General features: G+C 64.0%; 11 protein-coding genes. All 11 read right to left on the bottom strand.

The features are described from left to right. Positions 1 to 377: 377 nt before the first annotated feature. Genes ACNO7C_RS03500 through ACNO7C_RS03450 form a run of 11 tightly spaced genes read right to left on the bottom strand, consistent with a single transcriptional unit; the run spans position 378 to position 12737 of the window. Positions 378 to 728: a roadblock/LC7 domain-containing protein gene (locus ACNO7C_RS03500; protein WP_460025596.1), complete on the bottom strand. Its 351-nt coding sequence runs from the start codon at positions 726 to 728 to the stop codon at positions 378 to 380. Continuing rightward, on the bottom strand, positions 709 to 2508 hold the full coding sequence (locus tag ACNO7C_RS03495; RefSeq protein ID WP_460025595.1) for an ATP-binding protein: 1800 nt from the start codon (positions 2506 to 2508) through the stop codon (positions 709 to 711). Before ACNO7C_RS03495 ends, ACNO7C_RS03500 begins: the two co-directional genes overlap by 20 nt. A gap of 49 nt (positions 2509 to 2557) precedes the next feature. Then, complete coding sequence (locus ACNO7C_RS03490; protein ID WP_460025594.1) at positions 2558 to 3196, bottom strand: hypothetical protein; 639 nt, start codon at positions 3194 to 3196, stop codon at positions 2558 to 2560. 37 nt (positions 3197 to 3233) lie between these two features. Then, complete coding sequence (locus ACNO7C_RS03485) at positions 3234 to 4316, bottom strand: helicase HerA-like domain-containing protein (RefSeq protein ID WP_460025593.1); 1083 nt, start codon at positions 4314 to 4316, stop codon at positions 3234 to 3236. A gap of 55 nt (positions 4317 to 4371) precedes the next feature. Further along, positions 4372 to 6213 carry a hypothetical protein gene (locus ACNO7C_RS03480; RefSeq protein ID WP_460025592.1) on the bottom strand — a complete coding sequence of 614 codons (1842 nt, stop codon included), beginning with the start codon at positions 6211 to 6213 and terminating at the stop codon, positions 4372 to 4374. Positions 6214 to 6263: 50 nt separating this feature from the next. Next, positions 6264 to 7340, bottom strand: a complete 1077-nt coding sequence (locus ACNO7C_RS03475) for a hypothetical protein (protein WP_460025591.1) — start codon at positions 7338 to 7340, stop codon at positions 6264 to 6266. Continuing rightward, positions 7340 to 7924 (bottom strand): hypothetical protein, encoded by a 585-nt coding sequence (locus tag ACNO7C_RS03470; RefSeq protein WP_460025590.1) that lies wholly within the window; start codon positions 7922 to 7924, stop codon positions 7340 to 7342. Before ACNO7C_RS03470 ends, ACNO7C_RS03475 begins: the two co-directional genes overlap by 1 nt. Continuing rightward, the gene (locus ACNO7C_RS03465) at positions 7921 to 11220 is read right to left on the bottom strand and encodes a hypothetical protein (protein ID WP_460025589.1); all 3300 of its coding nucleotides are present in this window, start codon (positions 11218 to 11220) and stop codon (positions 7921 to 7923) included. The genes ACNO7C_RS03470 and ACNO7C_RS03465 overlap by 4 nt, the downstream gene beginning before the upstream one ends. Positions 11221 to 11238: 18 nt before the next feature. After that, a complete protein-coding gene (locus ACNO7C_RS03460; RefSeq protein ID WP_460025588.1) occupies positions 11239 to 12051 on the bottom strand; it encodes a hypothetical protein in 813 nt (270 codons plus the stop codon). An 18-nt stretch (positions 12052 to 12069) separates the two neighbouring features. Beyond that, complete coding sequence (locus tag ACNO7C_RS03455; protein ID WP_460025587.1) at positions 12070 to 12432, bottom strand: hypothetical protein; 363 nt, start codon at positions 12430 to 12432, stop codon at positions 12070 to 12072. Positions 12433 to 12464: 32 nt separating this feature from the next. After that, entirely contained in the window at positions 12465 to 12737 is a 273-nt protein-coding gene (locus ACNO7C_RS03450) for a hypothetical protein (protein WP_460025586.1), read from the bottom strand. Positions 12738 to 12805 lie beyond the last annotated feature (68 nt).

The raw sequence follows: 12805 nt of genomic DNA, 5'->3' as shown, positions 1-12805 counted from the left end.
TACCCGGCCTCTGGGCGGGCCCCGCAGCGGCTCGCGGCGCGAGGCCCGGTCCCCAGGAGGAAAGGGGTGGTAGCTGCGCGGCCGGAGCCTGGGCAACCCCTTTTTACCCCCACAACCCACCGCCGCTGCGGTCCCCTCTGCCCGGCTAAGGCAGGGCCGCGGGTGGCTTGGGCGCGGCTTAGCCTGCAGCACAGGCTTGAGCCTGCCTCCCCCTCCCACTCTCTTTTCCCCGAGAGTGCAGGCGCCCCCTCAGCGGCCGGCGCCAGTTTTCTCGGGGAAGCACCGTGTAGGCCGCGGAGCCCCCGAGCCGGCTCACCCCTCACCGGCCTAGTTTGGGCTCTACGCGGTCTTAACAATAATTCTGAAAAAAGTTGTATTTATAGTTTTTTACCACTTTTCTGCTCGAGCCTCACAATCCTTGAGACTCTTTCCTCGAGCAGCTTGAACTCCACGTGGGCCTCTCCTGGCGGTGCCTCTGTCACTGCTACGAGGATGTGGCCGTTCAAGGGTGAAGCCAGCACCCTGAGGCCGTTTTCGAGCTCGACGTCCACCAGCCTGACCCTCGTCAGATAGAGGTCCGCGAGCGCCTCCAGCGTCTGTAGCGCCATGCTCGCCGTTGCGGACAGCCTCTCGGCCTCCCCGTTGGGCGGCTCCGCCAGCTGGAGCACGCCATCCCTCCCCGCCACTAGGACGAGCACAAAGTGTGTGCTAGGCTTCGCCCTGCTCACCGAGCTCGCCTATCCTGGCTAGGAACTCCCTGTAGGCGCTCCTGAGGGGCTCCTCCAGTGCCTCGGGCCTCACCTTGAGGTCGTAGAGCGCGAGGACGTCCTCGGCCCTCACCCTGTACCTCTGAGCCACAGCCCTCGCGGCCTCCTCGATCCTGGCCTGCATTGTAGCCACTCCCTTGGGCGCCAGGCGGGGCGCCTCGTGTATTGTGCCGCGCCTCCAGCCCCCGGCGTGCCACACCAATACCTCCCGTGGCTGGAGCGAGGTCACGACGCTGGCCAGGTTTCCGAGCATCCTCTGCAAGATGGGCAGGTCTGCGGGGTTGTGCTGGAACAGCACTAACATTCCGCACTGGCTTACGGCGGCGGAGTTGACGGCGGTGAGGGTCTGGTCGGCCATGACTACTCGTATGTTCAGGGCCCTCCCCTCCCTCAGCAGGTTCTCGAGGGGCCTCGAGTAGCCCTTGAGGGGCGCGAGCCTATGTACCTCGTCGATTATGATGGTGAGCCTCCTCGGCCTCCTTTCCTTCAGCAGCCTGTAGATGACCGCGTTTGCAGCAGCCACCTTGGAGTAGTCGCTCAGCCCCGATAAGTCGAGGACGGCGCGGCCCCCGGGTATCCTGTAGGCGTAGTCCGGCCTCCTCAGCAGCGATATGCGGCGCAGCGCGGCGTCGATTGCTGACTGCACGTCGAGGCGCTGCTCCCGGCGCCTCCACTCCTCAAGCTCCGAGGCCAGCATCGCCACGCTCGCCATCCCAGACCTCTCCCAGAGCCTCCCGAGCGCCGTAACAACGACGTTGTAGACAATCGGGGTGAACTTCCCGTCCTCCCCCCAGACCAGCTCCGCTGAGTTGTCGAGGATTTCCGCCGCCTCCTCGGGGCTCAGCTCGGCAACCGGGTCTATGGGCTTCACCACCTCGAAGCCGTACAAGCCGGTGTACTCGCCCCAGAAGTCTATCACTAGGACGTCCTCGGGCAGGTCCCTCGCTATGAGCGCCAGCAAAGAGGACTTGCCTGCGCCAGTAATCCCGAACACGCCGACGTGCGTGTTGAAGGGCAGGAATAGGGCGCCGCCGCCCTCGTACTCACCTATCTCTATGCCCTCCTTCGGTGCCGGCGGCCTGGTGAGCGAGAGGAGCCTGTTCACCGCCTCCCTCACCGTTCTCGGGTCGGCGAAGTGCCTCGCTGAGAGGGACACGTTATACACCCTCTTCCCCTTACCCGTTACGGGGTAGAAGCTTGCCTTCTCCCTCCCGCGCCAGTCCCGCTCGACGACGATTGTCCCGTAGCCGTCAGCATACTCCACGGGCATTGCCCGGCCAGCGGTGATGGTCGGCACATTCGTGTCGATAACCTTGAAGCCCAGGGCCTCCAGAGCCCTCGCAGCGGCCCTAGCCCTCTCAACAGGCGGCTTGAGCAGTGAGAAGTACACGCAGCTGACAAACGCTCCCTTGTGCGCAACCGATACGGCGAGCCTGTCGGCAACGGGGAGCGACGCTAAGGGGATTGGCGAGGCCGCGTAGCCAACAGCCATCGCGAACGCGTAGACGCCTGCGTTGCCGGTGATGACGCCGTCCTCAGCTTTCACGGGTGTGACGAAGTTCCTGCTCCAGAGCGCCAGGGCAACGCTCAGCGCGGTCGCGCCGGCCATTACGAGGGCGCCCCAGACGGCCCTTAAAGCCCACATCAGCGGGTTAGCCGCGGTCGATAGCAGGTTAGTGACGTAGAGCCAGGCTATGGTGGGAGGCAGCACCAGCAGCAGAACTCTAACTGGCCTCCGCATAACTTGAAGGTGGAAACAGAAATAATTATTGTTTTCGCCGCCTTGCCTGCTACGGGCTGACCGTCACCTCCAGGAGCGTGGTCTTGGCCCTGTGCCTCGCCCTGAGGCTCAGGGGGTTTACCTCAGCGCCCTCAGCCGGGTAGAAGCTCGCCCTGGGCCTGCCCAGCCAGTCCGTCTCGGCCACGAGCGTCCCGTAGCCCCTGCCCAGCTCTGGGGGCAGAGGCCTGCCGGCGGGGACGCGCGGCTCCACGAGCACGGGCAGGTAGCCCTGAGCCTCCAGCTCCCTGCTGGCCGCAGCCGCTTTCTCGACTGGGGGCTTGAGCAGCGAGTAGTACGCGCACACCACCAGCACCCCCCTCCCCGTCGCGCTGACGGCCAGCTTGTCGGCGGCCGGCAGGCTCACGGGGAGGGGCTTAGGGGAGAAGCCGGCGGCCGCGGCCAGGGCGTAAGGCCCCGCGCTCCCCACGAGCACCGAGCCCTCGGCGCGCTCCACCCGCGCGAAGGCCCTGCTCTCGGCCAGCTGCCACCGCGTGAGGAAGTACGCCGCCGCGAGCGGGAGCGCCCTCGCGAGCTCCACAGGCGAGAGCGGGTCGCCTTGCGGGAGCGAGAGGCCCCCCAGCATCGCCAGCACGAGCGCGAGGTCCCCCAGCGCCACCTTCAAGGCGAAGCTCAAGGCCTCGCGGTCCATACGCTCGGAGCCGGGAAACCCCCTTATTATTATTTCGCTACCCCAGCACCCCGTCGGCGAGCCTAAGGTTGACGGCGCTGGGCCTAGGCGCACCCTCCTTGTAGACGAGGGCCCTGCCGCGCTGCGCTGAGGCCAGCCAGCCTATCTGGTCGTCAGATGCACCCAAAACATCCCTGACCGACTGCAGGTAGCTGGAGCTGGAGCCCGGCAGAGCCAGCTTGAACGCCACCTGCTCGCGGACAGCGGGCGGGATGTCGTAGAAGCGCTGAGAGGCGAATACGACGCCGACCGCGTACTTGCGCACCACCCTCGCTATCCCCTCCACGTAGCTCTGCTCGGTGAACGGGCGCAAATCCACAAACCTATGAGCCTCGTCGAGCATGATCAGGAGCTCGGGGGCGTGGCGCATCCCCCTCCTTATCCCCTCCCTCCACACCGCGTCTATAGCTACAGAAGCCAGCAGCCTCGCCAAGTCCTCGCTCATCTCCCCCATGCTCAGGACAGTGACAGTAGCCCTCCAGGCGTCGAGCGGGTTGCTCCCTCCCTCCAGCAGTTGCAGCGCGCTAGAGGCTATCGCGATGGGCCTGGCAACCAGGTCCCCGCTGGCCGTGAGCTCTGCGGCCTCCTTCACAGCACCTGAGATGCTGTCGTATTTGTTTAGTAGGTACTCGAAGAGAGTGGTTGTATGGGGGGACCAGTTCAAGCATGTGCCAACAATCCGCGCCAGGCGGTGCATCCACTCCTCCCCAAGGCTTGAGAGAGGCGCGAGCGCGTCTATACCCCGGCGCAGGTCGATCACGTGGCCTCCCCTCCTGCCCCACCACTCCGCGTGCTCCCCCGAGGGGTCAACGTACACGGCCCGGCCACCCAGCTGGAGCCACTTCAAGCCGATGTCGCGCAGGAGGGTGCTCTTGCCAGAGCCGCTCGGCCCCGCAACCAAGCCGTGCGCGTTCTTGAGCGTCGCGAAATTGAGATATACTTGCCTGCCGAACCTGTCCTCCCCAAGCAGAACCCCGCCCTCCTCCTCGCCAGGGAGGGCTATTAAGGGGCTGAGCCAGGACAATTCCGTCGAGAGCTGGTAGCCGAAAATTCCGAAAATCCTTTGTAGTGCTCGCTCCACATGTTATCAGAGCGCTAGCGCATTATTATTTGCTTTGCGAATAACCTTGCAGCATCTATGCACGCTGTGAAGCCTGAGTGAGCTCGCAAAGAGGAATGCTTACGCAAGTAGCCCCCATGCATAGGCTTAGGCTCTCTGAGTTGAGAAGATACTCTTGCAGCCTGTCCCTTGTGAGAGTGAAGGACAATCTGAGGACTTTCGACGCGTTCGGCTCGATTTCCTCATAGGGGCGCTCGTAGAAGAGGCTTTCCAGGGGCCTCCCGCCGATGTACGCTCGAAGCCACTCAGTCCTCACGCGCCACAGCCAAGTGTTCGTCACATTGACCACGACGTCGAGGTCGACTTCCCAGTCTCGCGTTGCATCTCTGTGCAGCGTTGCGTTCACCAGGGTTATCTTTGGCTTGAGCGGCGGGATCTCCACCGTGAAGTTGCCGGAGCAGGTACCGATAAGCAATGTATGCTCGGAGCCTAGCGCGGTGATGGGGAGCTCGACTCCAAGCGAGCGGTCGGGTAGCCTCCACAGCTCCATGGGAACCACAGCGACCTCACCGGGATTAATCACAAAGGCTAGACCGCCGTGGTACTCCCCCCTCCCACTGAGGGCGGTTAGCACGAGAGGGGTGGAGTCGAAGAAACCTCTTAGCAGAGTGTAGTTAGGCGGTATCTCGTAGAATTCCATTGCTTCTGGTATAGGCACAGGTATGGTTCCGCTGTTTCTCAGAGTAACGTTTACGCCCTCCACAGCTATGCCGCCGTCGCTCTCCCTCACCCCCACACCCGTAACCCCCAGAACCTCCAGCGGTTGCGGAGGCAGATCCACGCCACCCCAGGGAGTCCCCACAGTCGCAGACCTGCAACTGAGAAGCGTCTCCGGGTAAAAGGCGTCCCACGTCCTAAACACAAGCGTGAAGCGACCCGGAGGCAGAATCGCCGCTAGGTAGTTGTGCTCCGGCTCTTCCCAGACATCTGTGGCCGAGGATGGCAGAGGTGGTATAACGGTACTTAGGGGTGCGCCGAGGAAGACAGTCTTCCCACCCCTCTCCGAGTAGGAGCTTATCTCCACGGGGAAGTGAGCCTCGCTTTTCGCGCCTGTGTGCTCGTCGTAAAAGAAGTACAGGAGGAGATACCCGCCTTCAAGCTGGAGAGTGACGTTGTATAGGCACAGAACGTGCCACCGGTCTTCGAAGCGGCAGTAGCCGCCCTGAAGATCCAGCACTTTGAGCTCAACCGGCGGAGGGGACACGTTCACGTAGAAGCCTTCCCCCGCGAAGCACACGCCCCCGATGCAGCCCTCGCTGGGCAACAGGTGCGTTTCTGTAGCGAAGTGTAGCCTCAGAACCCTAGCGCTCTTGAGGAGTCCCATCGTCTCGTAGCTCTCGGGTAGGGTGTATGGTAGGAGTAGCTCATCTCCGCTTTTTATAGGTTCCAGCATGCCCAGCGACAACACTTCCCTAAACAGCTCGCCAAACCCCGCGTAGCCCTTTTCACTCGCACCGATCTCCAACTCGAGGTTTGTCTTCACCCTAAGCCACACGTAGGGGGGTTCAACTCTTATATCTCCCGCAAAAAAGGGGTAGTCTCTCGGGATGGACTTCCTTAAATCCTCCACTGAGGGTAGCTCCCACCCGATGACGGCAAAGTAGTAGGGCTTTCCGTCCCTCATCACGCAGAATGATGTGGAGCTGTTAGCGACGGGGCACTGGGCAGTGGCGCGCTCGATCATTTCATGTACCTGCTCTGAGGCGTAATTGATAAGCGCGGGTGCAAGGAACACGCTCAGCAGGATGAGCAGAAGCGAAAAGAAACCTACAGTAAGTTCCTTTAGCTCCTCTATACTAAGCTCCTCTAGCTCCTCCGGCTCTTCATAATCGCTCTTTCTTGGAGAGAGAGCGAACACGCAACTCTTTGAGGGTTAATCCATAAGAGACTATTATCGTTTACGTTAACCTAAAGTAAAATCAGAGTCGCAACGCCAGCTAACGGTGCCCTGAGGGGCTCCCAGCCCAGACTCCGCAACACGGGCTCGACGCTCTTGCTGTAAACTACCACAGCCTCGAAAAGCCTCTCCTGGTCCTGGTCTATTCGCTGCAGTAAACGCCATAAGTGCTGGGCTTCAAGGGCCATGCCGGGCAGGAAGAGCGCTTGCGATGTCGCCTCTCTTCTGGAGTACAGCTCTCTAAGCTTGGCGATGTCCGCATCTGCGCGCCTGAAGACAACCTTGACGAAGAAGTCGTAAGGGGACCAGTTTAGTGCCTCGAAGCTGTACGACAGGGTGCTCGTGGCCGTCACCCTTGACATGTCGCTGTACGGCTTGGGCCTAGCCACGCCAACGTCCCCCAACACTCTCCTCCCGAGGGGCAATATGAGAGGCAGTAGCCCTACAAGAGCCAGAGCCAGGCCAAGGCCGCTCCAGCTCCATCCCAGCGTAAGCCTCCTGGTCACGAGCAGCAGGGCAGTAACGACACTCAGGCTGGGCAGCCAGCTTTTCCACCCTTTAGGCGCCTCTCGTAACGGGAGCTTGGGTGGGTCGCTCACCTCCACGCGCATACCCATGCTCTCAGCGGCCCTCTTGAAGCCGCTCAGCGCGAGCTTGATGGCCTGCGCGCAGGTCTGTAGCTCCCCCTCGCAGCTCGCCCCCACGTAGTACCTCGTCTCCCCGTTCTCGCGTAGGATCAGAAACGTCCATAAGACGTCGGGGCGCAGGTGCTCGAGCAACCCCTTCTGCCTAGCCCACCCGGTGAGAACGTCCAGCTCGGCCGGCGAGGCCAAGGGGCCGAAGACGCGCACGTAGCCGGCAAGCCTGCCCGTCTTCTTGTTCTTCCTCTCCTTCACGTCAAGCGCCCGCCACTTAGCCTCCTCCACGACCTCCGGCACCCCGAAGCCTGTTACGCGCTCCAGCTCCGGAACCACCAACTGCACAGCCAGCTTCCACGCGCCGTAAGCCACGAGCGGCGTCGCCAGCGGCCCAAGTCCCACAGCCTCTAACACAGCTCCTCCGAAGAGCATGAGCAACTCCAGCATCATTACCGGATCACCAGCCTGAGCTCCACCTCCAGCTTAGCCTCCACGAGCCAGCCGCCGTCAACGTCGATAACTCGGAGGCCCCGCAGCGCCTCTTCGAGCCCGCCACTCGGCCCCCTGTACTCGAAGAGGAGCCTGTAGGCCACCCTGCCCCCCTCCACCCCAGCCCACTCCCTGGTGTAGGCGTACAGCTCTTCTCCGTGGCCGCCCGCCTCGTGGATGCGGCTCCAGCTGCCCAGCTTCAAGGCCCCCCGCACAGCCGGCTCCAGCGCCCTGGCCAGCCCCCTGGGCAGCTCCACCGGCCCCCGCAGCTTCAACTCCAGCTGGAGCGCGCGGCCGGAGCCTCTCGCCCGCTTCAGGAGCTCGGCCGCGGCCTCGCGCCTCCTGGCGGCCTTCAGCAGCCTCCTCCGCCTCAGCAGCTCGGCCGCCTCCCTGGGCACTATCAGCCGGATGGCCTCGAGCTCCCTGTCCTCCACCGATGCGAACAGCGAGAGCAACTCCAGGGCGGCCAGCAACGCCCCCAGGGCCCCCTCCTCCCCCGCGGCCAGCCTGAGCGATGCGTAGCCCTCCTCCGCGGCGAGCCTCACCCGCCCCCACCCTGCCTCCTCTCAATCTCCCTCAGTATGTCCTTGTCCAGCTTGACCCCCTTGGCGGCCCTCTGTATCGCCCTCAGCGCGGCTATCCACTCGTCGATCACGTCCTCGGGCAGCCCGGCCTTGGCGGCCCACTCCCTCAGGTCCACGAGCTGCTCGATGCCCGTCTTAGCTATCGCGACGACCTGCTTCACGTGCTCCTCGCTCGTCTTGCCGAAGCTAAGCCCCTCTGTCTCGCGCAGCACGTCCCCCAGCTTCGCGGCCGCGGCGTCCAGCACGCTCTCTATCCTCTCCACCAGCCCCCTCAGCTCCCTGGGGTTCACGGGCGCGGGCACGAACACGTACTCCCACCCGGCCTCGACGGGCAGGATCGTGTTGAAGCCAGCCCCGAGAGCCTCCGCGATCGCGGCCCACTTCACCACCTCCGCCACCAGCTCAGCCCTCTTCTCCTCCACCGCGGGCTTCTCCAGCCGCTCGCCCCCAGGCTGCGCGCCGAGGACCTGGCTCAGCGTGGGCTCGCCCCTCCGCTCGCGCACCCTCTCGCTGGCCTCGACCGCCTCCGCGAGCCTAGACAGCTTGAACTTGTCCCTGTCCACCTCCGCCCACAGGAGTGGCCACACCTTCGCGGCCACGCTCCTCGCCTCCTCCTCGCTCCTCAGGCTGCTGAGCCTGAACTCCCCGCCAAGGATCGCACTCAGCCTGTCCGCCACGAGCACCTTGAGCACCGTGTCGGGCTCCCTGCCGGCGAGGTCCTTCAGCCACTGCGGCGCGCCGAGCTCCTCCAGCCTGTCCCTGAGCAGGAGCTCGAACATCCTCCTCGCCGTCGCCGCGTCGGGGTGGCCGTACCTCCTGGCCTCCACGGCCGCCTCGGCCGCCTGCCCCTTCTCGAGCACCAGGCGCGCGTACGCCACCCCCGCAGCCCCGTGAGTGGGCACCCTCTCCGGGCGCAGGTGCAGCGTCTTTAGGTAGTAGAGCAGCTTGTCCACCGTGGCGCTGCCCGGCAGCTGAGAGAGGATCGCCTGGGCCTCCCTCGATGCCCCGATGAGGCGCTCCAGCTCCCTAGCCTTCTGCACACCGTAGTACACTAACGCGCGGTGCGGGCTGTCGAGGAGGTAGGCTATGCGCTCCAGCCTGTAGAGGTAGCGCTCCAGCGAGTACAGCTGCCTCGCGCCCTGCATCTCCCTGAGCCTCTGAGTCGTAGCCCCGCCAGCGTCGGACCTCACGGGCCCCATGCTCGCCCTCAAACCCCTGGTGGTTTCTAGGGAGGTTCGTAGCGTGTAGGCTATGCCGGCTAGCGGGTTGGCCTTCCACCGGGAGTAGTGGCCCAGAAACGCGTTTATCGCCAGCCTGAGGCCCTCCAGCCCCGCGTAGAGCAAGCCGCCGCGCAGGTAAGCCGCCCGCAGCCTCTCACGCCACCCCTCAACCCACGAGGGGTTCCAGCGGGGGTTGTAGCCTATGATCCTTGAAATCTGCCCCCACACCACGCTCCATATCCCTAGGTTGAGGCCGATCTGCCACCCCCACATCACGCCGACCACGCTTACGCCCGCAAGCAGAAGAGCTGGTACAATGATGTCCCTGACCTTCGTTGCCACGCTCCAGAACGACATGATTGCATCGAGGTCCATGCCCGTCACGGCGTAGAAGGCCAGCTTGAAGCCCTCGGGAGTCACTAATGCACTGGGACCAGCCTGGACGTACAGGAGCAGCAGCGGCCCCTTCTTCAGCACGAGCTCGCTGACAGCCCTCGCGAGGGGCTCCAGCGCGCGGTCGTAAGCGGCCCACAGGGGGTTGCTCATCGCGTAGCGGTAGTACTCGGGCGGCCACGTGATGCCTGCGCTGTTCACGACAACAAACCGAAGGTGCACGGTGTGGTTTCCGGGGTTGGTGAAGCGGTAGCCCCAGCACTTAACGGGGGGCGCGGTGGCGTTCTGCGGCGGCAACTGGGGGAACCTCACAGTCACTGTGCGGTTCTCCAGGACCAGGGTTACCCCCTCCTGGGCCACCTGGTAAACCCAGGGGTTCCGCGTTATCCACCTCCGAGCCGCGTCGAAAGTCCTGTTCCACTCCCCCGAGCTGACTACGTCGCTCTGCTTAGCGTTCTCAACCTGTGTGACGTCCAGCGTGCCGTTAGCCTGCCACGCAGGCTGCGCTACGGTGCAGCCGCGTATCTCGAACACCCTCTTCGTGGCGTTGTAGGGCGGTATGTCGAGCTCGAAGCCGTCTCCCAGCGCATCCGGCAGGGGTGAGGGGGCTAGCTGCGAGTAGCCCGGCTGGCCCTCCGCGTACCACAGCGCCCTGTATATGCCGCTGTTGCCAGAGTCCCAGAGAAAGTGCAGCTCCACAGCGGTGCGGTTACCCACGCTCCACGCAAGCAGGGACCTGTTAGCCTCCCAGCCAGCCGGCGGCACGTCGGCGTACGTCAAGCGAACCCACCACACCACTAGGCCGGGCCTGCAGCCCGTCCGGTTGTCAGGGTACAGCGTGTAGGTCCCGGGCAGGAGGGTGGCGTTCACAACAGGTGTGGGGAGCGTCCACGCGCCAGAGGGCCCGCAGAGCGTGAGCACGCCCCTCAATTGCTGAGAGTGGTAGTCGTAGGCCGTGACGTTAACCTGGACGAACGTCGCGTTAATCGCCTCCGCGATCGGGGCCTGGGGCAGCTGGGCGGTGTTGACGGCGAAGGGCAGAGCGTACCCTAAGGCCACCCCGAAGATGAGTAGAGTTACTCCCAGCCCCCTCAGCCTGGGCGTCGCCAAGCACGCCCCCGCGCCCAGCAACAAAAGCGGCGCCAAGACAGCGGCGAGCTGAGCCAGCGCTAAGAGGTAGTCGGTGAGCACGAGCATCTGCGTCACGAGGTCCATTGCCGAGTACACCATGTTCTCCGCAATTAAGAGAGGCTGGAAGACCCTGCGCAGCACCGGCAAGAAGAACACAGCCAGCGCGGCCAGCGGCCCGCCCGTACCCAGAGCCGCGAAGACCGCGAACGCCGTGTCGAGCGTTGAAACAACAACCGCCCTAGCGGCCAAGTTAGAAAGCATCGCCTCGGCCTGGCCCCTGAGCCACTGCAACCGAGCGATGGCCTGGGGCAGCGAGAACAGCCCCGCGCTCACCCCAGCGAACGCGGCAACAGCCCCGGGTGACGCAACGGCCTTGCCCAGCATGTAGCCAAGCGCCACCCCCACCGCCTCGACAAGTGCCCTCCTGACGCCGAGCCCCCTCACAAAGTCTGAGATGGCAACGGCAACAACGGCTGTTATGGAGATGGCGGCCGCGTAGTCTATCAGATCCATAACACCACCCCTCTCAGGCTACACCTTGAGGTGGATGTACACGCCTCCTAGGGCCACCCCTAAGCCTGCTCCCAGCGCGGCCCCCAGAAGCGTGGCCAGCGTAACGGCTACGGTGGCCTCCCTGAAGGCGGGGGCCGCCTCCTTGATTTTCTCCACGGTCCCTGAGACGGCCCCACCGGTTGCGCACCACTGCCAGTCAGGGGGCTGCGGAGCCTTCTGGGCGTAGAGCGAGACGAAGGGGGCGGCGCACGCCATGCCCACCAGGGCGCCCAAAACCCCGGCGGCGATGTAGCGGGCTTTAGGCACCGGGGTGAACACCAAGGCTGTGGTCAGGGCAGCGGTCGCGATGCTGGCCAGAAGCCGGTAGAGGAACGACGTGTAGTCCAAAACCACAATAGACCACATGACCTCGTTCACCGCCCACTCTACCTCGCGGGCCTTCGCGAAGCCCCAGCCCAACGGGTTCAGGCTTGCAACCGCGTACCACGCGCTGTAGCAGCTCATCCAGCCCCGGCCCCGGTCGGCTGCGAGCGCAGTTGTGTTCGCGGCGCGGGAGTACAAGTTCTCGACGCCGTTGTAGCTGAAGCCCGCGAGCTCGCCGGCGGCGCCCAGCTGCTTCGCCACCTCCATCACGAGCGCCGGCAGCGCCTCGACCACGAGAACGAGGGCGAGGACGTTGACGAAGCCCTCCAAGGCCGCGTTCGTCCTGGCCCGGTCCCGCAGCAGGAACCACAGGGCCGCGAGCGCTAGGTAGAGCGCTGCGGCCGCGCCAGCCCACTTGTAGTCCTGGTTGACCGCTAACGGAGGGGAGGGAGAAAAAGCGGGTTGCATTAAGTGTGCACCTGGAGGCTAGAAGGGGTGCGGTGCTCCGATTAAGTCGGCTGCGCTGTTGAGGGCCTCCTTAATGGCCCAGGTGACGATCTTGAGGGCTGGGACGTTTGCGTCGATCCAGCTCACGAGAAAGTACATGGCCAGCCAGAAGAGCAGCACGCCCACGAGGCCTATTAACGCGGCTATACCCCTCTTAGGGCCGACGAGGAACTCCACGATCGCGTACACGAGGTAGCCCACGATGCCGCTGAGCACCAGCAGCAGGATGAGGCCCAGCACCCGGATAACCGCGTCGCGGATGTCCTCGAATGCCAGCAGTGGAATAGGCGGAGGCAGAGGCACCGCGCCCAGCAGCATCAGTATAGTGTTTTTCCGATGCATGTGATAGAAGGCGAAAAACCGAAATAATAATTTTACTCTAGGTCGGCCTCCTCCAGCCCCTCGAGCCCAAGCCTAAAAGCCGTAGCCCCAGCCTCCCTGCCCTTAGCGGCCACGCTGGCAACCTTCGCCGCTCTACCCGCCTCGCTCTTAGGCTGCTCCACTCTGACCTGTGCTTGACTAGGCCTGACCAGCCGGGGGGGCCTGGGTAAAACGCCCCTGAGGGGCTGGAGGAGCCGCTCGGCGTAGCCGAGCAGGCGCCAGTAGTACCACCGCCACCTCGACACTCCTAGCTCCCTCCACGACATCGAGAAAAACAATTACATAGAAAGAGAAAAAGCTTTCGCTTCAGGGGCCGCAACTCGCAGAGCGCAGG

It is taken from the genome of Infirmifilum tikiterense (assembly GCF_054696565.1).
The sequence above is the reverse complement of the archived record's forward strand: the minus strand, read 5'-3'. Positions and strand labels throughout refer to the sequence as shown.